At 73.0% G+C, this 25,513-nt stretch carries 21 protein-coding genes and 1 pseudogene; 10 read left to right on the top strand and 12 right to left on the bottom strand.

All coding sequences use genetic code 11. From position 1 onward, the window contains the following. Positions 1-95 precede the first annotated feature (95 nt). The 4 genes from IE98_RS0130710 to IE98_RS0130695 all read right to left on the bottom strand — a co-directional run bounded on the left by IE98_RS0130710 (position 96) and on the right by IE98_RS0130695 (position 3,370). Complete coding sequence (locus IE98_RS0130710) at positions 96-656, bottom strand: DUF2617 family protein (protein ID WP_030274596.1); 561 nt, start codon at positions 654-656, stop codon at positions 96-98. Positions 657-999: 343 nt separating this feature from the next. Further along, positions 1,000-2,160, bottom strand: a complete 1,161-nt coding sequence (locus IE98_RS0130705; RefSeq protein ID WP_030274595.1) for a pyridoxal phosphate-dependent aminotransferase — start codon at positions 2,158-2,160, stop codon at positions 1,000-1,002. Positions 2,161-2,322: 162 nt separating this feature from the next. Next, positions 2,323-2,877, bottom strand: a complete 555-nt coding sequence (locus IE98_RS0130700; protein WP_030274594.1) for a YbjN domain-containing protein — start codon at positions 2,875-2,877, stop codon at positions 2,323-2,325. Between the two features lie 139 nt (positions 2,878-3,016). Beyond that, positions 3,017-3,370 carry a beta/gamma crystallin domain-containing protein gene (locus IE98_RS0130695; protein ID WP_052391186.1) on the bottom strand — a complete coding sequence of 118 codons (354 nt, stop codon included), beginning with the start codon at positions 3,368-3,370 and terminating at the stop codon, positions 3,017-3,019. A 293-nt stretch (positions 3,371-3,663) separates the two neighbouring features. Between IE98_RS0130695 and IE98_RS0130690 the strand changes: the two genes are divergently transcribed. After that, on the top strand, positions 3,664-3,951 hold the full coding sequence (locus tag IE98_RS0130690; RefSeq protein WP_030274590.1) for a helix-turn-helix domain-containing protein: 288 nt from the start codon (positions 3,664-3,666) through the stop codon (positions 3,949-3,951). Further along, a complete protein-coding gene (locus IE98_RS0130685; RefSeq protein WP_030274588.1) occupies positions 3,948-4,808 on the top strand; it encodes a hypothetical protein in 861 nt (286 codons plus the stop codon). Before IE98_RS0130690 ends, IE98_RS0130685 begins: the two co-directional genes overlap by 4 nt. 37 nt (positions 4,809-4,845) lie before the next feature. On the opposite strand, the gene clpB is transcribed toward IE98_RS0130685, so the two are convergent. Further along, positions 4,846-7,449, bottom strand: a complete 2,604-nt coding sequence (clpB, locus tag IE98_RS0130680) for an ATP-dependent chaperone ClpB (protein ID WP_030274586.1) — start codon at positions 7,447-7,449, stop codon at positions 4,846-4,848. A gap of 116 nt (positions 7,450-7,565) precedes the next feature. Further along, positions 7,566-8,480: a LysR family transcriptional regulator gene (locus IE98_RS0130675; protein ID WP_030274584.1), complete on the bottom strand. Its 915-nt coding sequence runs from the start codon at positions 8,478-8,480 to the stop codon at positions 7,566-7,568. A gap of 70 nt (positions 8,481-8,550) precedes the next feature. Between IE98_RS0130675 and IE98_RS0130670 the strand changes: the two genes are divergently transcribed. From IE98_RS0130670 to IE98_RS45260, 3 genes are all read left to right on the top strand, one after another. Beyond that, positions 8,551-9,795 carry a C4-dicarboxylate ABC transporter gene (locus tag IE98_RS0130670; RefSeq protein WP_078661428.1) on the top strand — a complete coding sequence of 415 codons (1,245 nt, stop codon included), beginning with the start codon at positions 8,551-8,553 and terminating at the stop codon, positions 9,793-9,795. Between the two features lie 855 nt (positions 9,796-10,650). Continuing rightward, positions 10,651-11,625 carry a helix-turn-helix domain-containing protein gene (locus IE98_RS0130660; RefSeq protein ID WP_030274580.1) on the top strand — a complete coding sequence of 325 codons (975 nt, stop codon included), beginning with the start codon at positions 10,651-10,653 and terminating at the stop codon, positions 11,623-11,625. A gap of 98 nt (positions 11,626-11,723) precedes the next feature. Further along, complete coding sequence (locus tag IE98_RS45260; protein ID WP_052391185.1) at positions 11,724-12,704, top strand: hypothetical protein; 981 nt, start codon at positions 11,724-11,726, stop codon at positions 12,702-12,704. A gap of 7 nt (positions 12,705-12,711) precedes the next feature. Here the strand turns inward: IE98_RS45260 and IE98_RS45255 are convergent, their stop codons facing one another. Beyond that, positions 12,712-13,332 (bottom strand): hypothetical protein, encoded by a 621-nt coding sequence (locus IE98_RS45255; protein ID WP_030274576.1) that lies wholly within the window; start codon positions 13,330-13,332, stop codon positions 12,712-12,714. 400 nt (positions 13,333-13,732) lie between these two features. Here IE98_RS45255 and IE98_RS49585 point away from each other — a divergent pair, with 400 nt between their 5' ends. Then, the gene (locus IE98_RS49585; protein WP_159401129.1) at positions 13,733-13,870 is read left to right on the top strand and encodes a hypothetical protein; all 138 of its coding nucleotides are present in this window, start codon (positions 13,733-13,735) and stop codon (positions 13,868-13,870) included. A gap of 53 nt (positions 13,871-13,923) precedes the next feature. Here IE98_RS49585 and IE98_RS0130640 read toward each other — a convergent pair whose 3' ends face one another. The 5 genes from IE98_RS0130640 to dnaK all read right to left on the bottom strand — a co-directional run bounded on the left by IE98_RS0130640 (position 13,924) and on the right by dnaK (position 19,322). Then, on the bottom strand, positions 13,924-14,937 hold the full coding sequence (locus tag IE98_RS0130640) for a TrmB family transcriptional regulator (RefSeq protein ID WP_052391184.1): 1,014 nt from the start codon (positions 14,935-14,937) through the stop codon (positions 13,924-13,926). Positions 14,938-15,146: 209 nt separating this feature from the next. Further along, the gene (locus IE98_RS0130635; protein ID WP_234443742.1) at positions 15,147-15,653 is read right to left on the bottom strand and encodes a heat shock protein transcriptional repressor HspR; all 507 of its coding nucleotides are present in this window, start codon (positions 15,651-15,653) and stop codon (positions 15,147-15,149) included. A gap of 4 nt (positions 15,654-15,657) precedes the next feature. Beyond that, positions 15,658-16,800 carry a molecular chaperone DnaJ gene (gene dnaJ, locus IE98_RS0130630; RefSeq protein ID WP_030274571.1) on the bottom strand — a complete coding sequence of 381 codons (1,143 nt, stop codon included), beginning with the start codon at positions 16,798-16,800 and terminating at the stop codon, positions 15,658-15,660. 90 nt (positions 16,801-16,890) lie between these two features. Further along, entirely contained in the window at positions 16,891-17,487 is a 597-nt protein-coding gene (grpE, locus tag IE98_RS0130625; RefSeq protein ID WP_030274570.1) for a nucleotide exchange factor GrpE, read from the bottom strand. Continuing rightward, positions 17,484-19,322 (bottom strand): molecular chaperone DnaK, encoded by a 1,839-nt coding sequence (gene dnaK, locus IE98_RS0130620; RefSeq protein ID WP_030274568.1) that lies wholly within the window; start codon positions 19,320-19,322, stop codon positions 17,484-17,486. The genes grpE and dnaK overlap by 4 nt, the downstream gene beginning before the upstream one ends. Before the next feature lie 309 nt (positions 19,323-19,631). Between dnaK and IE98_RS0130615 the strand changes: the two genes are divergently transcribed. From IE98_RS0130615 to IE98_RS0130600, 4 genes and pseudogenes are all read left to right on the top strand, one after another. Continuing rightward, on the top strand, positions 19,632-21,848 hold the full coding sequence (locus IE98_RS0130615) for a 4Fe-4S dicluster domain-containing protein (protein ID WP_030274566.1): 2,217 nt from the start codon (positions 19,632-19,634) through the stop codon (positions 21,846-21,848). Positions 21,849-21,941: 93 nt separating this feature from the next. Beyond that, positions 21,942-23,060: a LamG domain-containing protein gene (locus IE98_RS52075; protein ID WP_106976753.1), complete on the top strand. Its 1,119-nt coding sequence runs from the start codon at positions 21,942-21,944 to the stop codon at positions 23,058-23,060. Positions 23,061-23,283: 223 nt separating this feature from the next. Continuing rightward, positions 23,284-24,348: pseudogene (locus IE98_RS0130605) on the top strand (sugar phosphate nucleotidyltransferase); the annotation flags it as partial. 203 nt (positions 24,349-24,551) lie between these two features. Further along, positions 24,552-25,487 carry a Yip1 family protein gene (locus tag IE98_RS0130600; RefSeq protein WP_052391183.1) on the top strand — a complete coding sequence of 312 codons (936 nt, stop codon included), beginning with the start codon at positions 24,552-24,554 and terminating at the stop codon, positions 25,485-25,487. Positions 25,488-25,513 lie beyond the last annotated feature (26 nt).

Here is a 25,513-nt window from a genome sequence, read left to right as displayed (position 1 = left end):
GACCGGCCGTGGCGGCACCCGTTGGAAGGACATCGCACCAGATGGAATTGACGGTTCGTCGGTGTTCCGGGCCGGTGCTGCCCCGTTCGCGTGAATCATCCGGTCCCGGTGCCCCCGCCGGCCGCCTGCAGCACCAGTGAGGAGCGGGTGCACACCAGCCGGCCCTCCTGCGGGTAGGCGTGCCAGGTGCGCCAGAGGACCCGGTGCTCCTCGCACTGGGCGACCAGCGCGGTGAAGGCGCACGGGTCGCCGGGGAAGATGCCCGCCAGGCCGTGCGGGTGCTCGGCGACCAGCGCCAGCAGCTCCTGTGCGCGGGCGGCGAAGGTGTGCGCGGGCAGTTCCTCGATCCGGGCCGCGAACTCGTACTCCCAGCCCGCCACCCGTTCGGCCACCCGGGCGGGCAGCGGGGTGCGGCGGCCGGGCAGGCAGGCCACCGTCTCCAGGCAGTCGCCCGGTCCGGCGGCCACCACGACCTGGTGCGAGGCCCCGAGCAGGCGCAGCTGCAGGGTGGCCGTGCCGACCCCGGCGGCGCCGCCGGCCGGGGCGGCGAAGCGCAGTTCCCGCACGGCCAGCGCGGGCAGCGGCTCGCCGCCCAGCTGCCAGGCGAGGTCGCCGGCGCGGGTGTCCGTGTACGAGGTCTGCAGTGTGGTGAGCATGCTCGGCTCCGCGTTTCAAACTCCGTAACGCGTCCGCCGTCAGCATCCGACTCCACCGACGGGCCGGCGTTCGAGGCTGTGCGGTCCAGGACGCGGCCGACCGTGGAAGGAAGGATTCCGGCTGGAGACTCAGCAGCAGAGAAGCACGAATTCTGCGGGTCCGTCGGGGATTTACCCATCCTCGACCAGCATTCACCGTTCCGGGTGGAGCCGTCGGAGCACCCCGCTCATTCGGGGTGTCGACTCTGCGAACCGTGTTCCCATGCACCCGCGCACGCGCCGTCCGCGCCGGCGGTGCGCCCCGCCTAACCACACACCCGTTCGGCCGCCCCGAGTCGGCCGCTCAGAGGCGGCCCAGCCGTGCGACCGCCTCCCGGAGGACCTCGTCGCGCTTGCAGAAGGTGAAGCGGACGAGGGGGCGCCCCTCGTCGGCGTTGTCGTAGAAGACGGCGTTCGGGATGGCGACCACGCCGCAGCGCCCGGGGAGGGAGCGGCAGAACTCCGCGCCGTCCTTCTCGCCGAGCGGGGTGATGTCGGTGGTGATGAAGTACGTGCCCTCGGGGACGAAGACCCGGAAGCCGGCCCCGGCGAGCCCGTCGGCCAGCAGGTCGCGCTTGCGGAGCAGGTCGGCGCGGAACCCGTCGAAGTGGTCGTCGGGCAGCCGCAGCGCCTCGGCCACCGCGTACTGGAAGGGGCCGGCCGAGACGTACGTCAGGTACTGCTTGGCGGTGCGGACGGCCGCCACCAGCTCGGGGGCACCGGTGACCCAGCCGACCTTCCAGCCGGTGAAGGAGAAGGTCTTGCCGGCGGAGGAGATCGAGACGGTGCGCTCGCGCATGCCCGGCAGGGCGGCGATCGGGTGGTGGCCGCCGCTGAACACCAGGTGCTCGTAGACCTCGTCGGTGACCACCAACAGGTCGTGCTCGACGGCGAGTTCGGCGATCGTACGGAGCTCGTCGGCGTTCAGCACGAGGCCGGTGGGGTTGTGCGGGGTGTTGATCAGCAGCAGCCGGGTGCGCGGGGTGATCAGCGCGCGCAGTTCGTCCGCGTCGGGGCGGAACGAGGGGGCGCGCAGGGTGAGCGGCACCCGGACGGCCCCGGCCATGGCGATGCAGGCGGCGTAGGAGTCGTAGAAGGGCTCGAAGGAGATCACCTCGTCGCCGGGCTCCAGCAGGGCCAGCAGCGCGGCGGCGATGGCCTCGGTGGCGCCGGCGGTGACGAGCACCTCGGTGTCCGGGTCGTACGTCAGCCCGTAGAAGCGCTGCTGGTGCTCGGCGATCGCGGTGCGCAGCTCGGGGACGCCGGGCCCGGGCGGGTACTGGTTGCCGCGGCCCTCGCGCAGCGCCCGCACGGCCGCCTCGCGGACCTCCTCGGGCCCGTCGGTGTCGGGGAAGCCCTGCCCGAGGTTGATCGAGCCGGTCGCCGTGGCCAGGGCGGACATCTCCGCGAAGATCGTGGTTCCCATACCCGCGAGGCGGCGGTTGAGCAGGGGCCGGGCTTCCATGGCGTCTCCAGCGGTGTCGTCGGCGGCTGCGCCCACCGTAGTGCCCGGGCCGGGCGCTTCCCAGGGTCCTTCGCCGGGGCGGACCGCGGCGCGGCCGGGAACGGGTCGGGCCCGCACCCCGGCGTACCGGAGTGCGGGCCCGACCGCGGGAGCGGGGCGGGATCAGGCGTCCTCGCCGCCGTCCTCGGGCTTGTCGCCCTCCTCGATGTCGTCCTGCAGGCCGAGGCGCTCGATCATCCACTGCTCGAAGCCGACCGAGGCCTGGGTCCAGTTCGCGGTGGTGGTGACGAAGTACTCCAGGCTCACACCGGTGCCGACGATCATCTGCGACTCGCCGATCAGGCGGACGACGCCGTCCTCGTGGGTGTGGGTGTAGACCTTCGGCCAGAGGGTCTCGCGGTTCCACTCGTCGACGAGGTCGAGGATCTCGCCCTTGCGCCCCAGGTCGTACGCGCGGTCGTAGAAGGCGCGGACCGCGAAGAGCTCCTTCTGGTCGCCGCGGAACATGTAGTAGACGCGGAAGCCGTCCCAGGGAGCGGTGAGGTCGCCCTCCTCGTCGATCACGTGCTTCAGCTGCATCTGGTCGAGCAGCTGGGCCACCAGGTTCTGGTCCGGCACGATCACCGGCGGGGGGCCGGACGGGGCGCCGCCGGGCTGACCGCCCTGCGGCGGCTGGGGCGCGCCGAACGACGGGATGGACGACGGGTCGATGCTCATGGGGTCCTCAATCTCACAGCGCGGGGGGTGGTCGGCGATGAGAGACCGCCTCCATGTCCCATCCTGCCTCATCCGCGGCCGCGGGCACAGGGTCTCCCGGGCGGCGGCGGGGCGCTCCGCCGCCGAACGGTCGCCCAGGTCAGAAGATCTGCAGCCAGCGCACGGTGCCCTCGGCCCCGTTGTCGTAGTAGTGGTCGTCCTCCCAGGTCCACGGGTCGAGGTGCCGGGTCACCCCGCCGTTCAGGCTGGTGTAGTAGTACAGCAGGTTGTTGCCGGAGTAGATGTTGTCGACGTTGTAGATGGTCACGTCGGCGTAGCCCGCGTTGGCGAAGCACAGGTGGCCGGACCACCCGTAGTTGTAGATGTTGACGAAGTCGGTCCGTCCGTTGCAGCTGACCCGGTTGATCGCCGAGGCCCCGGTGGCGGGGAGGGCGAGGACGAGGGCCGCGGCGGCCGCCGCGGTGAGGGCGGCCTGCTTCCATCGGCGTGTCATGCGGTCACCGTTCCTGTGCGGGGCCGGACGGGCCGGCCGGTCGGTCGTGGCGGACGGGAGTTTCGCAACCGCGCCGCCGGCCGGGCCAGGTGGTTGTCAGGACGTTGGACGGCAGAACGACCGGTCGGTACGGACAAACCAGATTCTTGAGTGATTCATGTCACGCGGCGGCCGATGTGAACGCGTTGCCGCCTGCCACGGCGGCGGTTAGTTTGCGGTGCAACCCTCCCGGCGGTGACAACCGGCGCCGCCGGACGTCCGGTTGGGTGCGTCGACTGACGAGGAGTCGTGCGGTGGGGGATTTCGGGGCGGGGGCGCCGCAGGACCGGCTGGGGACGCTGCTGCGCAGCATCCGGCTGGACCGGGGGATGACCCAGGAGGAGCTGGGGGCGGCGTCCGGCATGAGCGTGCGGTCCATCCGCGATCTGGAACGCGGGGTCTCCTGCCCGCGGATCTCGACGCTCCGGCTGCTCGCGCACACCTGGCAGCTGTCCGAGGCGCAGCGCGCCGAGCTGCACCGCCTGGCCCGGGCCAAGCGCGACGGCACGGGGCACGCCCGGGGGAGCGGAGCGCACGCGTGAGGGCGGCCGCCGTGCTGCGGTCGGCCGCGGTGGTGCTGGCGCTGCTCGCACCGACGGGGTGCGGGGCGGGAGGGGGCGGCACGGCCGCCCCGGGGCTCACCCCGCCGCCGCTCGGGACGCCCGCCGCCCCGCCGTCCGGGCGCGAGGGGATGCTGGCCCTGCCGCTGTCGGCGTACGGGGCGGACCGCGAGCAGAGCGCCCGGCAGGAGCAGGCCGTCCGCGCCCTGACCGCCGACTGCATGCACGCCGCCGGCTGGGCGGACTTCACCAGGGACGACGCCCTGGACGGCGGCGGTGCCGTCCCCGACGCGTCGGCGCTGCCGGCCGGGGCCTTCGGCTACCTGCGGGCGGAGGTGGCCGCGGTGCAGGGCTTCCACGGCCCGACCGCGGCCGCGCCGGTGCGCACGCCGAGGCCGCCGGCCTCCGAGGCGGAGGGCGCGGCGGCCCAGGAGTGCGTGAAGAAGGCGCTGACCGCCGTCCGGCCGGCCGACGGAGCCGGGTCCGAGCTGGTGAACGAGCTGTTCGGGCAGTCGTTGGACGCGACCGGCCGGGACGCCAGGGTGGTCGCGGCCACCAGGGCCTGGACGGTCTGCATGAAGGACGCGGGCTTCGCCGACACCACCCCGGACGGGCTGGTCGCCCGCTACCACGGCCCCGGCCGGCCGACCGCCGAGGAGCTGGCCGCGGCCACCGCGGACGAGCGCTGCACCGCGGCCGGCAACCTCGCCGGGATCTGGTTCGCGGTGCTGGCCGGCTACCAGCGGCAGCTGATCGCCGCCCACCAGGAGCGGCTGGCGGCCTACCGGGAGTCGGTCGCCGAGCAGGCGGTGCGGCTCACCGGGACGGTCGGGGCCTGACCCGCGCCGGCCGGGGCGGACCCGGCCGGCGGGCGGGTCACTTGACCAGCGAGGGCCGCGGCCCGACCGAGAGCCGGTCGTGCTCCTCGTCCCGGTCGACCAGCACGGTGTCGCCGTCGTGCACCCGGCCGGAGAGGATCTCCTTCGCCAGCCGGTCGCCGATCGCCGACTGCACCAGGCGGCGCAGCGGCCGGGCGCCGTAGGCCGGGTCGTAGCCGGTGAGGGCCAGCCAGTCCCGGGCGGCCGGGGTGACCTCCAGGGCGAGCCGGCGGTCGCGCAGCCGGTCGGCGAGCCGGGAGACCTGCAGGTCGACGATCCGGCTGAGTTCGGCGGTGCCCAGCGGGTCGAAGACCACGATGTCGTCGAGGCGGTTCAGGAACTCCGGCTTGAAGGCGGTGCGGACCGTCTCCAGGACGAGCTCCTTCTTGCGCTCGTCCGGCGTCGCCGGGTCGACCAGGAACTGGCTGCCCAGGTTCGAGGTGAGGATCAGGATCGCGTTCCGGAAGTCCACGGTGCGGCCCTGGCCGTCGGTGAGCCGGCCGTCGTCCAGCACCTGCAGCAGGACGTCGAAGACCTCCGGGTGGGCCTTCTCCACCTCGTCCAGCAGTACGACGCTGTACGGGCGGCGCCGGACGGCCTCGGTGAGCTGGCCGCCCTCCTCGTAGCCGACGTAGCCGGGCGGGGCGCCGACCAGCCGGGAGACCGAGTGCTTCTCGCCGTACTCGCTCATGTCGATGCGGACCATCGCCCGCTCGTCGTCGAAGAGGAAGTCGGCGAGCGCCTTGGCGAGTTCGGTCTTGCCGACGCCGGTGGGGCCGAGGAAGAGGAAGGAGCCGGTCGGGCGGTCCGGGTCGGCGATGCCGGAGCGGGTGCGGCGCACCGCGTCCGAGACCGCGGCGACGGCCTCGGCCTGGCCGATCAGCCGGCGGCCGATCTCCTCCTCCATCCGCAGCAGCTTGGCGCTCTCGCCCTCCATCAGCCGGCCGGCCGGGATGCCCGTCCAGGAGGCGACCACGTCGGCGACGTCGTCCGGGCCGACCTGCTCCTTGACCATGGTGGCGTTCGGCTCGTCCGCGGCGCGGTCCTGCGCCTCGGCGAGCTCGTGCTCGGCGGCCGGGATCTCGGCGTACATCAGCTTCGAGGCGCGCTCGAAGTCGCCGTCGCGCTGGGCCCGTTCGAGGGCGCCGCGGAGGTCGTCGAGGCGCTCCTTGAGCTCGCCGACCCGGTTGAGGGACTTCTTCTCCTGCTCCCACCGGGCGGTGAGCACGCTCAAGTGCTCCTGCTTGTCGGCGAGATCGCGGCGCAGCCGGGCGAGGCGGTCCACCGAGGCCGGGTCGGACTCCTTCTCCAGCGCCAGCTCCTCCATCCGCAACCGGTCGACGGAGCGCTGGAGTTCGTCGATCTCGACCGGCGAGGAGTCGATCTCCATGCGCAGCCGGGAGGCGGCCTCGTCGACCAGGTCGATGGCCTTGTCCGGCAGGAAGCGGGCGGTGATGTAGCGGTTGGAGAGGGTGGCGGCGGCGACCAGCGCCGCGTCGGAGATCTCCACCTTGTGGTGCGCCTCGTAGCGGCCCTTCAGGCCGCGCAGGATGGCGATGGTGTCCTCGACCGAGGGCTCGCCGACCATGACCTGCTGGAAGCGGCGCTCCAGCGCCGGGTCCTTCTCGATCCGCTCGCGGTACTCGTCGAGCGTGGTCGCGCCGACCATCCGCAGCTCGCCGCGGGCGAGCATCGGCTTCAGCATGTTGCCGGCGTCCATCGCGGAGTCGCCGCCGGCGCCCGCGCCGACCATGGTGTGCAGCTCGTCGATGAAGGTGATGACCTGGCCGTCGCTGTCCTTGATGTCGTTCAGGACGGCCTTCAGCCGCTCCTCGAACTCGCCGCGGAACTTCGCGCCGGCCACCATCGCGGAGAGGTCGAGCGCGACCAGCCGCTTGCCGCGCAGCGACTCGGGCACGTCGCCGGCGACGATCCGCTGGGCGAGGCCCTCGACGACGGCGGTCTTGCCGACGCCGGGCTCGCCGATCAGCACCGGGTTGTTCTTGGTGCGGCGGGACAGCACCTGGACGACCCGGCGGATCTCGGTGTCCCGGCCGATGACCGGGTCGAGCTTGCCGTCGCGGGCGGCCTTGGTGAGGTCGGTGCCGTACTTCTCCAGGGCCTTGTAGGTGCCCTCCGGGTCGGCGGAGGTGACCCGGGCGCTGCCCCGGACGTCCTTGAACGCCGCGAGCAGGGCCTTGGGGGTGGCGCCGTTCTGCTTGAGCAGCTCGGCGACCGCGCCGCCCTCCGCGGCGAGGCCGACCATCAGGTGCTCGGTGGACAGGTACTGGTCGTCCAGGTCGGTGGCGCGCTTGCCCGCCTCCTGGAGGACGGCGAGGGTGTCGCGGGCCAGCTGCGGCGCGGCGACGGTCGAGCCCTGCGCGCTAGGCAGGGCGGCGAGCTGCTGACGGGCGGCGGCGGTCACCCGCGCCGGGTCCGCTCCGACGGCCTCCAGCAGCGGGCGGGCGATGCCCTCCGGCTGCTCCAGCAGCGCCAGCAGGACGTGCACCGGCTTGACGTCCGGGTGTCCTGCGGCGCTGGCCTGCCGGATCGCGGCGGACAGGGCGTCCTGCGTCTTGCTGGTGAACTTGCCGGCATCCACTGGTGGCGTGCTCCTTCCGTTCGGGCATCGAGTCTGCCTCGTTCAGCATCCAGTAAGTTGAGTCTAGTTCGCTCAACCCTCCGGGTCCAGTGGCTGCCCGTCCCGTCACCCGTTGTTCATCCGCGCCGGGCGGGCTCCCTGGTCAGACCAAGCAGCAGCCGCGCGGGGCCGGCGGGCCGCCGGCCGACCGGCCAGACCGCCCGCAGCGGCCGGTGCAGGTCCAGCCCCTCCACCGGCACCGCCACCAGGCGACGGGTCGCCAGCTCCTCGACGACGGCCAGTTCGGAGAGGCAGACCGGCCCGGCGCCGGTCATCGCGGCCGCCTTCAACGCGGTCGAGGAGGCGAGCTCCAGACGGGGCGGTGCCGTCCCGCCGTGCGGGGCGAGCGCCTGGTCGAGGACCTCGCGGGTGCCCGAGCCCGGCTCCCGGAGCACCAGCGGGGTGGCCGACAGCTCGGCGGGGGTGAGCGGTCTGCGGCGGCGCGCCCAGGGGTGCTGCGGCGCCACCACCACGACCAGCCGGTCGGCGGCCACCACCGCCCCGGCCAGTCCCGGCGGGGTGCCCGCGCCCTCCACGAAGCCGAGGTCGGCGTCGCCGGCCAGGACGTGCGCCGCCACGTCCGCCGAGTTCGCCGTCCGCAGCGTCACCGCGGTGTCCGGGCTGACCTCGTTCAGGGCCAGCAGCCACCCCGGCATCAGGTACTCGGCGACGGTCAGGCTGGCCACCACCACCAGCCGGGCGTCCCGGCGGCCGCGCAGCGCGTCGATTCCGGCGTCCAGGGCCTGCGCCGCCTCGACCACGTTGCGCGCCCACTCGACCACCAGCTGCCCGGCCTCGGTGGGCCGCGAGCCGCGCGGGGAGCGCTCCAGCAGTGCGACGCCGATCTGCCGCTCCATGCCCCGGATCCGGGCGCTCGCGGCGGGCTGGCTCACCCCGAGCTCGGCGGCGGCCCGTCCGACGCTGCCCAGCCGGGCGACGGCCAGCAACAGCTCCAGGGCGCCGATGTCGGGGACGCGCGACGAGAGAGGCATAGAGCCAGGTTATGCCCTCATAGATCGTGGACGGCTACCGGCCGGACGGCCCGCGGCGGAGGCTGCTGCCATGCCCACCCTCACCGCCGCACCGCACCTTGCCCCGGCAGCGCCGCCGGACGCAGCCCCGCAGCCCGCCGATCCCGCGAACGCCCACATCACGGACGCCGACGTCACGAGCACCGGCGTCACGGGCGCCGGCGTCACCGGGGACGGGCCTGCGGCCGCGCCGGCGCGGCCCGGCCTCGGCCGGCTCGGCCCGAACTGGTACGCGGCGGTGATGGGCACCGCGATCGTCGCCACCGGGGCCACCGCCGTTCCGGTGGGCCTGCCCGGGCGGGCGGCCTTCGCGGCGGCCGTCTGGCTGGTCGCGGTCGCGGCGCTGGCGGCCGTCACGGCGGCCCGCGCGGTGCAGCTGGTCCGCCATCCCGGCGCCGTCCGCGCCCAACTGCTGGACGAGCCGGCCACCGCCGTCTTCCAGGGCTGTCCGCCGATGGCGCTGCTCGCGGTCGGGCACGCCACCCTGGTGGCGGGCGCCCCGGTGCTGGGCACCCGCGCCGCGGTCGCCGTCGACCTGGTGCTCTGGTGCGCGGGCGCCCTGTACGCGGTCGCCGTGGCGGCAGGCGTCCCGTACCTGATGATCACCCGGCACCGGACGGCGGCCCGTGAGACCAACCCGACCTGGCTGCTGCCCGCGGTCGCGCCCCTGGTCGCCGCCTCCGCCGCCGCGGCGCTGGTCCCGCACCTGCCGGAGCCCTCGCGGCCGGTGCTGCTGTACGCCGGCTGTGCCCTGTTCGGCGCCGGTCTGCTCGGTGTGGCGCTGGTGCTGCCGGTGGTCTTCGCCGGGCTGGTGCACGGGCGGCTCGCCCCGGTGCTCACCCCCTCGCTCTTCCTCGTCCTCGGCCCGCTCGGCCAGTCGACCACCGCGGCGGGCGGGCTGGCGGACGCCGCCCGCACCGCGGCCCCGGCGCTCGCCGGGTCCGCCCGGGCGCTCTCCGTCCTGTACGGCGTGGCGGTGCTCGGCTTCGCCCTGCTCTGGCTCGTCCCGGCGGTCGCCGCGAACCTGCGCGCCCTGCGCGCCGGGATGCCGTTCGCGATGACCTGGTGGGCCTTCACCTTCCCGGTCGGCACCCTGGTGACCGGGGCGGCGGCGCTGGCCCGGCACACCGGCTTCGGCGGCTTCGCCGCGCTCTCCGCGGCCCTCTACGCGCTGCTGCTCGGGGCCTGGGCGGTGGCCGCCCTGCGCACCGCGGCCGCGCTCCCGGCCACCTGGCGGGCGGCGGCCTGTCCGGCGGAGCCGGTGCGGAATCGCTGAACGCCGGCCCGTGCGGCCGGCCGCGGCGGGACTTCGGCGACGTGGCGCGGAACACACCGGACGGCGAATTGCGGTTTCTCGCCGCGTCCTTCCGGCGCGGCCGGAGCGGACGGCGGGAATCCGCCCGGAGATGCTCGGTGCACGAATCCCGCGGCGGCCATTCCGGGGTATTCGGACAGGCGCCCGGGGTGTGATGGCACGCGGTGCCACCGGACGGCTGCCGCCCAGGTGGGAGCGGCTCCCCGCGGCGTCAGGGATTCGACCGCGTGTACGATCCGGCGCCCGGCGGCCGGCGGACGCGCGCATTCCACCGCAGGGGGGGATCGGTCGTGTGGAGGCCTCACGGACGCCGAATGGACGTTTGGTGGGCACCGCACCCCGGGCGGACACCCGGATGTCCGGCGGACCGGAGATTCCCGTTCCGCCCGCCGCGCCGGGGACTGCAAGTTCCTGCACTTGCGGAAACCTGCAGGCGGTGGCCACTTGTGACTCGGCCGTCACGCTGTGAGGGTGGAACCACGCCAGCCGTCCGGGCAACCGCAGCCCGAGGGACGGTGACTTGCTCTTCAGTGTGGGTGGTGGTGCGTCCGCGCCGCTGCCGCGGGGGGAAGAGCGCCGGCCGGGACGCCATGTGTGGTGATGGCCCCCGGAACCGGACTCGGCGAGGCGTTGCTGCTCCGCCTCGCCGGAAGCGCCTTCGGCAACGGCGTGACATGACGGGTCCCCCGGTCCGGCGCGCTCCGTGCGCGCCGGGCCGGGGGACGCGTCGAAACGGGGTACCGAATCCCTCCCGATCCGAACTTGTTGAGATCATGATCCGACACTGAGGGGAAAGTTCGGCAGGGAGACTTCGAGGTGGCTGCGGAACCGACGGACCGGAGCTCCGGACTGCCCGACGAGGCGGGACGCGGGCTCTACCTCGCCGTGCTCGCGCGCGGCGGCCGGATTCCGCTGTCCACCGTCCCCGAGCAGGACCGCGCCGCGGTCGAGCAGCTCGTCCGGGTCGGCCTGCTGGTGCCCAATCCGATCGACGGCGCCTACGTGGCGGTCAGCCCGCGGGCGGTCGGCGACCGGATCGGCTCCGAGATGCGCTCCGCCGCCGCGGACCTGCTCTGGCGGGCCGAGCGCCTGCCCGCCGACCTCGACCCGCTCACCCGGGCGTACGACTCGCTCCCGCGGCAGAGCGACGACCCGCAGCGCGCCACCTACGTCGACGGCCGCGAGCGGATCCGCCACCGGATCGCCGAACTCGTCTCCGACTGCAAGCAGGAGATGCTCACCGCCCAGCCCGGCCCCCGGCAGCCGGCCACCATAACCCTCGCCCGGCACCAGGACCTGGCCCTCGTCCAGCGCGGCGCCCGGATGCGCACCCTCTACCAGCCGCAGGTCCTCGCCGAGCCCTGGACGCTGGGATACGCCGCCGAGCTCACCGAGCAGGGCGCCGGACTGCGCGTCCTCGACGAGTCCTTCGAGCGGATGCTGATCATCGACCGCTCGGTCGCCGTCGTCCCCGCCGCCGACGACTACAGCCGCGCGGCCTTCATCTCCGACCCGGCGGCCGTCGCCATCCTGGTGAAGACCTTCGAACGCGACTGGGCCCGGGCCGACGTCGTCCAGTGGGCCGAGGTCGACGCACCCGCCGTTGCCGCCTCCGCCGCGAACCGGGTCGGACGGCTGCTCGCCCAGGGGCTCACCCAGCGGGCCGTCGCCACCCGGCTCGGGCTCAGCGAGCGCACCGTCGCCGGGCACATCTCCCGGCTGCGCGAGCGGTACGGCGCCCAGACCCTCTTCCAGCTCGGCTGGCTGATGCGGGGGAGCCGCCGTGACTGACCGGCCCCGCGCGGCACCGCCGCGGCTGACATGTCCTGTGACGTTTTCCGCCCGCAGGCGCTCTATCTCCATGGGACGGTCACAGCGGGGAGAGCGGCATGGCTGACGGCGGCACGGGAGCGCTCCCGAACGAGGAGGAGCGGGCCCTCTACCGGGCCGTCCTGGCCCAGGGCGGCCGGGTGATGTTCCGCGACGCCCTGGCGGAGAACCCGGAGGCGGTGCTCCGGCTGGTCGAGCTGGGCTTCCTGGTGCACCACGCCGAGGACGCCTCGCTCACCGCGGTGAACCCCCGGACGGTCAGCGACCGGCTCAGCGCCGAACTGCGCTCGGCCGGCACCCGGATGCTGATCCGCGCCGAGCAGACGCCCGGCGCGCTGGAGGACCTGGCCCAGGCCTACGACGCCACCCCGCCGAGGGTCGACCGGACGGGCGAGGTCCAGCACGTCCACGGCTTCGGCCAGATCCGGCACCGCCTCCTGCAACTGGAGGCGGACACCCGCGAGGAGGCGCTGGCGCTCCAGCCCGGCGGCGCCCGCCCGGCCGGGCACCTGGCGGCCGGCCGGGACCGCGCCCGGGCCTTCCTGGCCCGCGGCGCCACGCTGCGCACCGTCTACCACCCGGGCGCGCGGCTGGACGAGGCGACGGCCGACTACGCGGCCGAACTGACCGAGCTCGGCGCCCGGTTCCGCATCCTCGCCGAGCCCTTCACCCGGATGCTGGTCTTCGACCGCCGGATCGCGGTGCTCCCCGCGGCGGCCGACAACAGCAGCGCGGCCTTCGTCGAGGACCCGGCGGTGGTCGGCTACCTGGTCGGCGTCTTCGAACGCGACTGGGAGCGCGCGGAGCGGGTGCAGTGGCGCACCGCCCCGCAGGACGGCAAGGGCATCCCGGTGCACGAGCAGGTCGGCCGGCTGCTGGCGCAGGGGCTGACCCAGCGGACGGTCGCGAGCCGGCTCGGGCTCGGCGAGCGGACGGTGGCCGCCCACATCGCCCGGCTGCGCGAGCTGTACGGCGCCGAGACGCTCTTCCAGCTCGGCTGGCAGATGCGCGCCGACGCGGCCGAGGAACGGCCGGAGTGACGCCGCGTCAGCCGGTGGCGATCCCGGGGGACCAGTAGCCGAACGAGTCGCCCTTGGACTGCCGCGGCACCGGGAACTGCTCGCCGGGGGCCGTCCAGAAGCCCTCGCGCAGCGACAGCGCCATGCCGGCCCAGTCCAGCGCGGTCTCCACGGTGTGCTGCAGGGCGTCCTGCGACCAGCCGTCGTCGAAGACCAGCGGCAGCACCGGGGCGACCTGCTCGATGGTGGCGATCAGCGGGTTGTGGGTGATCGCCTCGTCGACCAGCAGCACGATCGGCTTGCGCAGCGCCGAGGCCCAGCCCAGCTCCAGGCTGACACCGGCCGACAGCGGCGCGCCGACGTAGGCGAAGACCAGGTCGGCGGTCTGCAGCGCCCGGAAGTCGGAGGGCACCCGCGGCTCGGGGGCGCGGCCGGCCACCGTCCAGGCGTCGCTGTGGTGGGCGCTGTAGACGGCTGCGCCGCTGCGCAGCAGGGTCGTCCGCAGGGTGGTCAGCCGGGTGCGGCTGGCCAGCGTCACCACGCTGTCGGCCGGGCCGGTGAGCCGCATCAGCGGTGCGGCCAGGAAGACCCGTGCGCGCCGGCCCTCGGAGGCCTGGGCGGTGCGATGGCGCAGGTAGGGCTCACTCATGTCGACTCCGGGGATTGGCCGCTGGCTGGTCTGACGTCCGGCGAGCGATTGGCGTCCGGGCTCGCCCCGAGGCGAGTTCCGCTGTGGTGTGGTCGGGGCGGTGCCTTCGTGGCTGCTCGGGCGCCGCGGATGTGGTGTGACCTTGCTGATCGTCCAACGTTCGTGACCGACAAGTCCACCGGCACGTGGTGTCATATGGCTGCCTGGCAGCGAGATGACGCACCCGCGGGAATGCGCCGATCGTGACACCGAGCGTGCTCTTGCGGCATGATTTGGGTCAATGTTCGAGACTTCTCTATTCACTCGGTAGGCATTCCCAGAGGAGGGATCGGTCGCAATGTCTCGTATGCGCCGGTTTGTTCGGCTTGCCGTCGTGCCAGTTGTCATGGGTGCGGCGATATTGACGGGTAGTAATCCGGCTGCGGCCGACAGCGCCTGGACACTCCGCAGCGTGCACGCCGACCAGGCGGCCGCGGCGGAGACCGTGCAGGCCAGGTCGGGCTCGCTGCTGCTCCTGGACGACTCCGCCTGGACCTGACGGGCGGCGAGGGTACTGCTCCCGGGCGGGACGGGGCGCCCGGGGTCCGACCGTCAGCCGAAGTCGGCCTGGTCGGTCGGTGACTCCTTGGCCGAGCGGGCGAGCACCCAGCCGAGCTGGAAGAGCGACTCCACCTGGTAGTCCTCGCGCATCTCCGCGATGTGGCGGGCGAGTGTGCGCTCGCTGATGCCCAGACGCCGGGCGATGACGCGGTGATTGATTCCCTTGAGCATCAGATCGATGATCGTCTGCCGCAGCCGGGAAACCACCTGGGGCGGAACTGTCGGTGAGCCGTCAAAATCCAGGGCCCGACTCCAGTTCCGCTCGAAGACCTCCTCGATCAGGTAGCTGATGACGGCCTGATCGTGAATGAACGCGGCCAAGTTGAGATCGTCGACCACCGGGATCACCGCGGTGCGCCGATCGATCACGATCAATCTGGTGTAGGGCTCGTCCAGCGTTCGGACCCGCCCGCCGGCCGTGGTTATCGAGGCGACATAGTCGCGCGTGGGCGCGTGATACCGGGTGCTCGGGTGGTAGATCGTCCGAATGGTCGCGCCGCGGCGGAGGGTTTCCAGATCCCGGGCGATGACGCCGGCCAGCGCCTCCGGTGGGCGGGGGCCGCCCGGCTGGGCGGCCAGCATCTCCTCGGAGCAGCCGCTGACGAGCTGGCCGAGCCGCTGGTTTATCAGCACTTTGCCGTGGACGTATTCGATGATCCCGCCCGCCTTGCGGGGTGTGCGGAAGTCCTCGGCGAGGTCCTGGAGGTCGGCCGGCAGGGCCACCGCCCGGTGCAGCAGGTCGAGCGCCTTCCGCTGCCACAGGCTGGTCAGCCGGGCGGAGAGCTGCTCGGGGTCGACGGCCACCAGCACCGCCGGGTCGTCGGTGTCCGGGACGAGCAGACCGATGTCCAGCAGTTCGTCCAGGGCCTTGCTGCCCTCCGGCGCCTCCAGGTCGGGGGAGAGCCGGCCGTGCGACTTCAGGACGTTGCGGTAGAGCTGGCGGGCCTCGCTCGACAGGACGCCCAGCCCGCGTGGGGTGAGGCCCGGTTCGTCGGTCTCACTCATCAGGCTCCTTGCCATCGGTCAAACCGGTGCGGCGCGGCCGGTACCGCTTCTCCGGGGATCATAGGCGCCCCGGAGCTGCGGGGAGCCCCCGCGCCGGACATTCCCACCGCCGGTGCACGGCGGGGTACCGCACTGTCTCATCCGACAGCAGGCCGCCGGCACCCCCCGGGAGGAGGGAACCGGCGGCCTGGGAGACCCCTGGGGTCCGATCAGCGCTTGGGGCGCCAGACCACCAGCGCACTGGACTGCTGGACCTGCTGGTACGGCACCAGGTCGCGGCGGTAGGACGCGTGCACCGCCGCCTCGCGCTGCTGGATGGCCGTGGCGGCGCCGTCGAGGGCGTCGGCGAGCTCCGCCACCCGGGACTGCAGGGCGGCGACCTGGTTCTCCAGCTCGATGATCCGCTTGATACCGGCCAGGTTGATGCCCTCGTCCTGCGAGAGGCGCTGGACCTCGCGCAGCTGCTGGATGTCCCGGGCCGAGTAGCGACGGCCCCGGCCGGCCGTGCGGTCCGGGGACACCAGGCCGATCCGGTCGTACTGGCGCAGCGTCTGCGGGTGCAGGCCGGAGAGCTCCGCGGCCACCGAGATCACGTACACCGGGGTGTCCTCGGTCAGCACGTACTGCGGCGCCGGGGTGCCGCGCGGGCGTCGCGGCGCGGCGCCGGGCAGGCCCTCGCCGAGGCCGGGGCCGATCGGACTGTCGGGGGTCGTCATCTGGTCACGCTCCCTCCGCCGCCTGGAAGAGGGCGGCACGCGGGTCGTCCGAGGCGGTGGCCTCGCGGTACTGCTCCAGTGCGCTCAGCGCGTCTCCGGTGACGTGCTTGGGGACGACGACCTCGACGGTGACCAGCAGGTCGCCGCGGGTGCCGTCCTTGCGGGTGGCGCCCTTGCCCCGGGCCCGGAGGGTGAGGCCGTTGGCGCTGCCGGCCGGCAGCTTGAGCTTCACCGCGGGTCCGTTGAGGGTCGGGACCTCGATCGTCCCGCCGAGGGCCGCTTCGGGGAAGGTGACCGGCACGGTCACCGTGAGGTTGTCGGCCTTGCGGCCGAAGACGGGGTGGCCGTCCACGTGCACGCTGACGTAGAGGTCGCCCGGCTGGCCGCCGCGCTCGCCCTGGGCGCCCTTGCCCTTGAGGCGGATCCGCTGGCCGTCCTGCACCCCGGCCGGGATGCGCACCTGCATCGTCCGCGCCGAGGAGGCGCGGCCGCTGCCGTGGCACACCGTGCACGGGTCGTCGACGATCATGCCGCGGCCCTTGCAGTCGCGGCACGGGTCGGAGAGCGCGAAGGCGCCCTGGCCGCGGCTGACGGTGCCGGCGCCGACGCAGGTCGGGCAGACCCGGGGGGTGGTGCCGGTCTTCGCACCGGTGCCGGCGCAGGCGCGGCACGGGGCCTGACTGGTCATCCGCAGCGGGACGGTCGCGCCGTCTACCGCCTCGACGAACGAGAGCGTCACCTCGGTCTCGACGTCGGCGCCGCGCCGCGGCTGGGCCTGCCGGCCGCCGCGGTTGAACAGGCCGCCGAAGACGTCGCCGAGCCCGCCGCTGTTGGCGCCGGACCCGGAGAAGAGGTCGCCGAAGTCGAAGTTGTAGTTGCCGCCGGCGCCGCCGGGTCGGAACCCGCCGTTGCCGAACAGGCTGCGGGCCTCGTCGTACTCCTTGCGGCGCTTCTCGTCCGAGAGGACGTCGTACGCCTCGGAGATGTCCTTGAACCGCTCCTCGGCCTTGGCGTCACCCTTGTTGGCGTCCGGGTGGAACTCGCGGGCCAGCTTGCGGTAGGTCTTCTTGATCTCGGCTGCGGTGGCGTCCTTGGGCACGCCGAGGACCTTGTAGTAGTCCTTCTCCACATAGTCCTTGGTGCTCATGGCTGCCGCCACCTCCCGAAACGTGTCTGCACGGCGCTGCGGAGTCGCACCCCGACGAGGTCGGCGCACGACTCCGCAGTGCACAGGTTGTCAGCTGTCCGCCGCACCGTCACCCTTGGCGGACTCCGGCTTGTCGGCGTCCGGGGCGGACGTGGTCTGGGTGCCCGGCTGGGGCTCCGCGACCGAGACCATCGCCGGGCGGATGATCCGCTCGCCGATCCGGTAGCCAGGCTGGAGGATCTGCACGCAGGTGTCCTCGGTGACGTCCGAGGAGTAGCTGTGCATCAGCGCCTCGTGCAGCGTCGGGTCGAAGGCCTCGCCCTCCTTGCCGAACTGCTGGAGGCCCAGCTTGGCGACCACGGTCTCCAGCGACTCGGCGACCGACTTGAAGCCGCCCGTCACCTCGCCGTGCTCACGGGCCCGGCCGATGTCGTCCAGCACCGGGATCAGCGACTCCAGGATGTTGGAGACGGCGATCTCCCGGACCGTCAGACGGTCGCGCTCGACCCGCTTGCGGTAGTTCTGGTACTCCGCCTGCAGGCGCTGCAGGTCGGCGGTGCGCTCACCGGCCTCGCGCTTGGCAGCGGCCAGATCGTCGGCGGCCGCCACCGCCTCCTCGGCGGCCTTGAGAACGGCCTCCTCGGCGGAGTCGTCGCCGGGCTCGCCGCCCTGCGCCTTCTCCGTCATGCGGCACCGCCCTTGGGCTTCTCGTCGTCGATGATCTCGGCGTCGACCACGTCGTCCTCCTTGGCGCCGGCGGACTCGCCGGCACCGGCCGCACCGGCGGCGTCGGCCTGCGCGTAGAGCGCGGCGCCGAGCTTCTGGGCGGTGGTGGAGACCTTCTCGGTGGCCTCGCGGATCGCCGCGATGTCCTCGCCCTTCAGCGCCTCCTTGAGCTCGCCGATGGCGGTCTCGACCTCGGTCTTGACGTCGGCGGGGAGCTTGTCGGAGTTGTCGGCGATGAACTTCTCGGTCGAGTAGACGAGCTGCTCGCCCTGGTTGCGGGTCTCCACGGCCTCGCGGCGCTTGTGGTCCTCGTCCGCGTACTGCTCGGCCTCGCGGCGCATGCGGTCGACCTCGTCCTTCGGCAGCGAGGAGCCGCCGGTGACGGTCATCTTCTGCTCCTTGCCGGTGCCGAGGTCCTTCGCGGCCACGTGCATGATGCCGTTGGCGTCGATGTCGAAGGTGACCTCGATCTGCGGCAGGCCGCGCGGCGCCGGCGGCAGGCCGGTCAGCTCGAACATGCCGAGCTTCTTGTTGTACGCCGCGATCTCGCGCTCGCCCTGGTAGACCTGGATCTGCACGGACGGCTGGTTGTCCTCGGCCGTGGTGAAGATCTCCGAGCGCTTGGTCGGGATCGTGGTGTTGCGCTCGATCAGCTTGGTCATGATGCCGCCCTTGGTCTCGATGCCGAGGGACAGCGGGGTGACGTCGAGCAGCAGGACGTCCTTGACCTCGCCCTTGAGGACACCGGCCTGGAGGGACGCGCCGATGGCGACGACCTCGTCCGGGTTGACGCCCTTGTTGGCGTCCTTGCCGCCGGTCAGCTCGCGGACGAGCTCGGCGACGGCCGGCATGCGGGTCGAGCCGCCGACGAGGACGACGTGGTCGATCTCGGACAGCGCGATGCCGGCGTCCTTGATGACGTTGTGGAACGGGTGCTTGCAGCGCTCCAGCAGGTCCGCGGTCAGCTGCTGGAACTGGGCGCGGGTGAGCTTCTCGTCCAGGTGCAGCGGACCCTCGGCGGAGGCCGTGATGTAGGGCAGGTTGATCGAGGTCTCCGAGGAGGAGGACAGCTCGATCTTGGCCTTCTCCGCCGCCTCGCGGAGGCGCTGGACGGCCATCTTGTCCTTGGACAGGTCGACGCCGTGGCCGGCCTGGAAGGTCTTCACCAGGTGGTCGACGACGCGCTGGTCCCAGTCGTCACCACCGAGGTGGTTGTCACCGTTGGTGGCCTTCACCTCGACGACGCCGTCGCCGATCTCCAGCAGGGAGACGTCGAAGGTGCCGCCACCGAGGTCGAAGACCAGGATGGTCTGGTCGTCCTTGTCGAGGCCGTACGCCAGGGCGGCGGCGGTCGGCTCGTTGACGATGCGCAGGACGTTGAGGCCCGCGATCTCGCCGGCCTCCTTGGTGGCCTGGCGCTCCGAGTCGTTGAAGTACGCCGGGACGGTGATGACGGCGTCGGTGACCGTCTCGCCCAGGTACGACTCCGCGTCGCGCTTCAGCTTCTGCAGGATGAAGGCGGAGATCTGCTGGGGGTTGAAGTCCTTGCCGTCCAGGTTGATCTTCCAGTCGGTGCCCATGTGGCGCTTGACCGACCGGATCGTCCGGTCCACGTTGGTGACCGCCTGGCGCTTGGCGACCTCACCGACCAGGACCTCGCCGTTCTTGGCGAAGGCGACGACGGACGGCGTGGTCCGAGCGCCCTCGGCATTGGTGATGACCGTGGGCTCACCGCCCTCAAGAACGCTGACGACAGAGTTCGTCGTACCGAGGTCGATGCCGACCGCGCGTGCCATCGTAAATACCTCCACGGGAGAGTTGAGCGTTACGGGCTCAAGCATGCCTGACGGTTCGGGGACCGTCAACAGCCATGAGTCCGTGTCGCTCAACTTTGCTGCGCGGGCCGCGGAAGGCGGTCGGGAGGGTGCCGGGTGCCTCCCGGGGCGGCCGGATGGGTGAGTATGTCCTTAGTGACTGCCGCCATACCTTGAGTGTCTTCTGGTGCGGTGCTACGGAGCGGTAGGGTCCGGGCGTCGGGTCGCTAAGTTACCGACCAGTACACTGGGGGCGACCCCTCTACACCAGCCGCTGGAGACGGAGAGCCGATGCAGCTAGCAGCGATCGTCATCTCGCTGGTCACCACTGTGATCGGCACTGCGCTCGCCGCCCGGGCGGCCGCGTACATCTACAAGGTCGTCCGGACCGGACAGGTCGACACCACCCGCTTCGGACAGCCCGCCAAGCGGGTGAGGACCGTCGCCACCGAGTTCATCGGCCACACCCGGATGAACCAGTGGGGCGTCGTCGGCGTCGCCCACTGGTTCGTCGCCGTCGGCTTCTTCTCCCTGGTGCTCACCCTGGTGAACGCCTTCGGCCAGCTCTTCGACGCCGAGTTCGTGCTGCCGGTGATCGGCGGCTGGCTGCCGTGGGAGATCTTCACCGAGCTCATCGGCACCCTCACCACCCTGGGCATCGCGACCCTGATCGTGATCCGGCTGCTCAGCCTGCCGTCGCGCTCCGGCCGCAAGTCCCGCTTCGCCGGCTCGATCGCCTGGCAGGCCTTCTACGTCGAGTACACGATCCTCGGCATCGGCCTGTGCATCATGATGCTGCGCGGACTGGAGGGCGCCCTGGCCGGCGTCGAGTCCTACGACCCGGCGTACCTGGTCTCGTACCCGATCGTCGCCGCCTTCGACGGCGTCGCCCACGGCACGCTGGTCAACCTGATCTACGTCTTCGCGATGCTGAAGATCTGCATCTCCTTCGCGTGGGCGATCACCATCGGCATCAACCCGTCGATGGGCGTGGCCTGGCACCGCTTCCTCGCCTTCTTCAACATCTACTTCAAGCGCGAGGAGGACGGCGGCACCGCGCTCGGCGCCCTGCGCCCGATGACCAGCGGCGGCCAGCCGATCGACTTCGAGGACCCGGCCGACGACGCCGTCTTCGGCGTCTCCCAGGTCGAGCACTTCTCCTGGAAGGGCATCCTCGACTTCTCCACCTGCACCGAGTGCGGCCGCTGCCAGTCGCAGTGCCCCGCCTGGAACACCGGCAAGCCGCTCTCGCCGAAGCTGCTCATCATGAGCCTGCGCGAGCACGCCTTCGCCAAGGCCCCCTACCTGCTCGCCGGCGGCGGCAAGTCCGTGGAGGGCGACGAGAAGGCCACCGCCGAGCAGCTCGCCGGCGTGAGCGCCGAGGCCCTCGCCGAGGCGGAGCGCCCGCTCATCGGCACCGCCGAGGAGGGCGGTGTCATCGACCCGGACGTGCTGTGGTCCTGCACCACCTGCGGCGCCTGCGTCGAGCAGTGCCCCGTCGACATCGAGCACATCGACCACATCGTCGACATGCGCCGCTACCAGGTCATGATCGAGAGCTCCTTCCCGACCGAGGCCGGGACGATGCTCAAGAACCTGGAGAACAAGGGCAACCCCTGGGGCATGGCCACCAAGGCGCGCCTCGACTGGGTCAAGGAGCTCAAGAAGGAGACCGGCATCGAGGTCCCGGTCATCGGCCAGGACATCGAGCCCGCCGAGGTCGAGTACCTCTACTGGGTCGGCTGCGCCGGCGCCCTGGAGGACCGCGCGAAGAAGACCACCAAGGCCTTCGCCGAGCTGCTGCACACCGCGGGCGTGAAGTTCGCGATCCTCGGCAAGGATGAGTCCTGCACCGGTGACTCCGCCCGCCGCCTCGGCAACGAGTTCCTCTTCCAGATGCTCGGCGCGCAGAACGTCGAGACGCTGAACGCCGCGCTGGAGGACGCCCCGGTCAAGCGGATCGTGGCCACCTGCCCGCACTGCTTCAACACCATCGCCAACGAGTACCCGCAGCTCGGCGGGCACTTCGAGGTCATCCACCACACCCAGCTGCTGCAGCACCTCATCGACGAGGGCAAGCTGATCCCGGTCAACCCCGTCGAGGGCCTGATCACCTACCACGACCCGTGCTACCTGGGCCGCCACAACAAGGTCTACAGCCCGCCGCGCGAGATCATGGACAAGGTCCCGGGCCTGCGCCAGCAGGAGATGCACCGCCACAAGGAGCGCGGCTTCTGCTGCGGCGCCGGCGGCGCGCGGATGTGGATGGAGGAGCGGATCGGCAAGCGCATCAACACCGAGCGCGTGGACGAGGCGCTGTCCCTCAACCCGGACATCGTCTCCACCGCCTGCCCGTTCTGCCTCGTCATGCTCTCCGACTCGGTCAACGGCAAGAAGAACGAGGGCGCGGCCAAGGAGCACCTGAAGGTCGTCGACGTGGCCCAGCTGCTGCTCGACTCCGTCAAGGCCCAGCCGGTCGAGCCCGAGCCCGAGACCGTCCAGGCCTGACCCCCGCGGCACCCCGTCCCGGCCCCGTACGCCCCCGCGGCGCACGGGGCCGGGACGCGTCCGGCCCCGTACGGTGGCCTAGCATGGGCGCCCATGAGCGACGGCGGGGGCACAGCGCACATGGTCGGCGGCGGCATGTCCGGGGGCGGGCCGGACGGTACCGGACCCGCGGGGGCGGGGCGCCCCGCGTACCTGCCGCCGGTGGGCATCGCACCGCCCGGCAGCCCGACGCCCGACTGGGCCGCGCTCGCCGAGTCCAACGAGCGCCGGCAGCGCCGCCGCAGGCTGCTGATCACCGGCGGCACGGTGGCCGGCGTACTGGCCGTCGCGGGCATCGTCACCACCGCCGTCCTGCTCCGCCAGGACGGCCCCCAGGGACCGCGGGCCGCCGAACCCACCCCGGCCGCCACCCTCGCCGTGGACGGCCCGCCCAGCGCCGTCCCGAGCGCCTCCGCCGCGTCCTCGGCGCCGCCGTCCGCCTCGGCCTCCGCCTCGCCGTCCGCCGCGTCGGGCAGCCCGGCCGCGAGCAGGTCCGCCGCACCGAGCGCGGCGCCGACCCGGCTCGACGACCTGCGCGGCGCCCGCCCGGCCGCCCTCGGCCCGGGCGCCGCCGTCGGCACCGCCCCCGGCCACACCGGTCCGGCGCTGCTGCTGCACGGCAGCGCCGACGGCTGGGCGCAGACCTCCGCGGCGGTCGTCGACACCTCGAAGAGCTTCACCGTCTCCGCGGTGGTGCGGAACGACGCGGCCACCGGCGCGCGCGCCGTCGTCAGTCAGGGCACCGGCAGCTACTACTCCTTCTACCTGGGCCGGGACTACTGGGGCAGCCACAACCAGTGGGTGTTCAAGGTGCAGACCGCGGCCGGCGGCGAGGACAGCACCAGCCGCCAGGCCTTCTCCACCGGCCAGGCCACCACCGGCCAGTGGGTGATGCTCACCGGCGTGTACGACGCCGGCAGCAAGCAGATACGGCTGTACGTCAACGGCGCGCCCGCCCAGACCACCTCCGTGTCGGGCATCTGGCAGACCACCGGCCCGCTGCAGATCGGCCGCACCCGTTGGAAGAACACCTGGACCGACCCCTGGGACGGCGCGCTCACGAACGTGCAGACCTGGAGCCAGGCGTTGCCCGCGGAGCGCGTCGCGCAGCTGTGGCGCAGCGGCGGGACGGCCGCCGGCGCGCAGCCCGCCGCCGGGTGGCTGCTGCCCTGACCGCGCCGGATCCCGCGGCGCCCGCGTTTGTCGGGAAGACACAACCGGGGGCCGTGCGGCAGGGGCCGCCCCGGGAGGAAATACAGTAGGCGCTGGACACGCGGTGCGCGGGTCCGCCGGGGGACGGCCGGAGCGGCCGCGCCGGCCACGCGTCGAACAGATCGACACCGGCCAGAGCGATCACGGCCGGGACCGTACCGTACACAGGGGAGAAGCTCAGACCATGACCGAGGCGATCATGCTGGTCGGTGGCAAGGGCACCCGGCTGCGCCCGTTGACCACCCACACCCCGAAGCCGATGCTGCCCGTCGCGGGCGTGCCCTTCATCGCGCACCAGCTGGCGCGGGCCGCGGCGGCCGGGGTGACCCGGGTGGTGCTCGCCACCTCGTACCTCGCCGAGGTCTTCGAGGACCACTTCCAGGACGGCAGCCCGTACGGGATCGAGCTGGTGTACCTCACCGAGAAGGAGCCGCTGGGCACCGGCGGCGCCATCCGCAACGCCGCCGCCGGCCTGACCTGCGGCCCCGACGAGCCCGTCCTGGTGTTCAACGGCGACATCCTCTCCGGCCTCGACATCGCCGCGCTGCGCGACGGGCACGTCGCCGCGGGCGCCGACGTCACCCTGCACCTCACCCGGGTGGAGGACCCGCGGGCCTTCGGCCTGGTGCCCACCGACGGGAACGGCCGGGTGCTGGAGTTCCTGGAGAAGCCCGAGACCCCCGAGCAGATCGTCACCGACCAGATCAACGCGGGCTGCTACGTCTTCACCCGCTCGGTGATCGACCGCATCCCGGCCGGCCGCGAGGTCTCCGTCGAGCGCGAGACCTTCCCCGAGCTGCTCGCCACCGGCGCCCTGCTGCGCGGTGTCGTCGACACCTCGTACTGGCTGGACCTCGGCACCCCCGCCGCCTTCGTCCGCGGCTCCGCCGACCTGGTGCTCGGCAAGGTCGACTCGCCGGCGGTGCCCGGCCCGACCGGCGAGGCCCTGCTGCTGCCCGGCGCCCAGGTCGACCCCGGCGCGGTGCTCAGCAACGGCACCGTCGTCTCCGAGGGCGCCGAGATCGAGGCCGGCGCGATCGTCGAGGGCAGCGTGATCCTGCCCGGCGCCGTGATCGGCGCCGACGCCTACGTGAAGGACTCCATTGTCGGCGCCTACGCCGTCATCGGCGCCCGGACCTCGCTGGACGGCACGGTGATCGGCGACGGGGCGACCGTCGAGTCCGACAACGAGCTGCCGAACGGCCTGCGGATCGCCTGCGGCACACTGCTGCCGGTCGGCGCCGTCCGCACCACCGCGGGCCCCGGCGGCTGCCCGGCCGGCGAGTCGGCGGCGGCCACCGTGCACGGCCCGGCCATCGGCGCCCAGCGCTGACCCGTGCGGGGCGGCCGTCCGGCCGCCCCGCACCGCCGCTCGTCACAGGACGGCTGCAATCCGGTGCCCGGCCGTTGATCAACCGACGGCCGGTCAGCGGGAGCAGGTACCGTCGAGGCGTGGCTGGCAATCGATACGACAACGGGCAGGGCGCCGATCCCCGGCAGGGATGGTCCGCGCCCGCCGGCCCGGCGCCGCGGCAGCAGCCCGGCGGCGGGCCCACGGGGGAGCCCGAGTACTTCACCGCGCCCGTCCCGGGCCACCCGGGCCCCGGCGACGGGTACGCCGACGACGGACAGGGCCACACCAGGGCCTTCCCGGTCGACCAGGACCCGTACGGCCAGGGCGGCGCCGGCTACGGCCAGGACGCCTACGGCCGGGGCGGCTACGAGCAGCAGCCGTACGGCGGGCAGGGCTACGACGCGCAGGGCTACGGCGACCAGGGCTACGGCGACCGGGACAACGTGGCCGTCTACCGGGCCGGCGGCCAGGTGGCGCCCCGGGTCTCCGGGCCGCGTCCGACCTGGAAGGAACTGCTGGTCGGGATCTACCGCGAGCCCGCCCGCACCTTCGACCGGATGCGGGACCACCAGGCCTGGCTGCCCGCTCTCACCGTCTCGCTGGTCTACGGCGTGCTCGCGGTGCTCGGCATGGGTGCCACCCACGACGACATCGTCAACTCCACCTTCTCGGTCGCGGCCTGGGCGCTGATCGCCGCCGCGATCGGCTTCGCGGTGGCCGGCGCCATGCTCGGCGCGGTCACCTACGCGCTGGCCCGCCAACTGGGCGGTGACGGCCCCTGGCAGTCCACCGTGGGCCTGGCCGTGCTGATCGGCTGGACGAGCGACACCCCGCGGCTGCTGCTCGCGCTGTTCCTGCCCACCGGCAACCCGGTCGTCCAGGTGGTCGGCTGGATCACCTGGCTGATCTGTGCCGTCCTGCTGACCACCATGGTCCGGCGGGTGCACGACCTGCCCTGGGGCAAGGCCGCGGGCGCGGCCGCGCTGCAGCTGCTCGCCCTGCTCGTCCTCATCAAGCTGCCGACGCTGAGCTGACGGACGCCCCCGACGGCCGGCCCCCC

It is taken from the genome of Streptomyces sp. NRRL B-24484 (assembly GCF_000717715.1).
In the GTDB taxonomy this organism is placed as follows: Bacteria; Actinomycetota; Actinomycetes; order Streptomycetales; family Streptomycetaceae; genus Kitasatospora.
Note: the sequence above shows the minus strand (reverse complement) of the source record. Positions and strands in the feature narration are given on the sequence as shown.

What these genes read in the sequence shown, in the direction of transcription:
- IE98_RS45260 (WP_052391185.1), top strand. Translation starts at nt 11,724, where the DNA reads ATGGCTGACGGCGGCACGGGAGCGCTCCCGAACGAGGAGGAGCGGGCC.
- IE98_RS0130705 (WP_030274595.1), bottom strand. Translation starts at nt 2,160, where the DNA reads ATGGAAGCCCGGCCCCTGCTCAACCGCCGCCTCGCGGGTATGGGAACC.
- IE98_RS0130710 (WP_030274596.1), bottom strand. Translation starts at nt 656, where the DNA reads ATGCTCACCACACTGCAGACCTCGTACACGGACACCCGCGCCGGCGAC.
- dnaK (WP_030274568.1), bottom strand. Translation starts at nt 19,322, where the DNA reads ATGGCACGCGCGGTCGGCATCGACCTCGGTACGACGAACTCTGTCGTC.
- IE98_RS0130700 (WP_030274594.1), bottom strand. Translation starts at nt 2,877, where the DNA reads ATGAGCATCGACCCGTCGTCCATCCCGTCGTTCGGCGCGCCCCAGCCG.
- IE98_RS0130640 (WP_052391184.1), bottom strand. Translation starts at nt 14,937, where the DNA reads ATGAGTGAGACCGACGAACCGGGCCTCACCCCACGCGGGCTGGGCGTC.
- IE98_RS0130635 (WP_234443742.1), bottom strand. Translation starts at nt 15,653, where the DNA reads ATGACGACCCCCGACAGTCCGATCGGCCCCGGCCTCGGCGAGGGCCTG.
- IE98_RS0130675 (WP_030274584.1), bottom strand. Translation starts at nt 8,480, where the DNA reads ATGCCTCTCTCGTCGCGCGTCCCCGACATCGGCGCCCTGGAGCTGTTG.
- IE98_RS0130670 (WP_078661428.1), top strand. Translation starts at nt 8,551, where the DNA reads ATGCCCACCCTCACCGCCGCACCGCACCTTGCCCCGGCAGCGCCGCCG.
- IE98_RS52075 (WP_106976753.1), top strand. Translation starts at nt 21,942, where the DNA reads ATGAGCGACGGCGGGGGCACAGCGCACATGGTCGGCGGCGGCATGTCC.
- dnaJ (WP_030274571.1), bottom strand. Translation starts at nt 16,800, where the DNA reads ATGAGCACCAAGGACTATGTGGAGAAGGACTACTACAAGGTCCTCGGC.
- IE98_RS0130615 (WP_030274566.1), top strand. Translation starts at nt 19,632, where the DNA reads ATGCAGCTAGCAGCGATCGTCATCTCGCTGGTCACCACTGTGATCGGC.
- grpE (WP_030274570.1), bottom strand. Translation starts at nt 17,487, where the DNA reads ATGACGGAGAAGGCGCAGGGCGGCGAGCCCGGCGACGACTCCGCCGAG.
- IE98_RS0130695 (WP_052391186.1), bottom strand. Translation starts at nt 3,370, where the DNA reads ATGACACGCCGATGGAAGCAGGCCGCCCTCACCGCGGCGGCCGCCGCG.
- IE98_RS45255 (WP_030274576.1), bottom strand. Translation starts at nt 13,332, where the DNA reads ATGAGTGAGCCCTACCTGCGCCATCGCACCGCCCAGGCCTCCGAGGGC.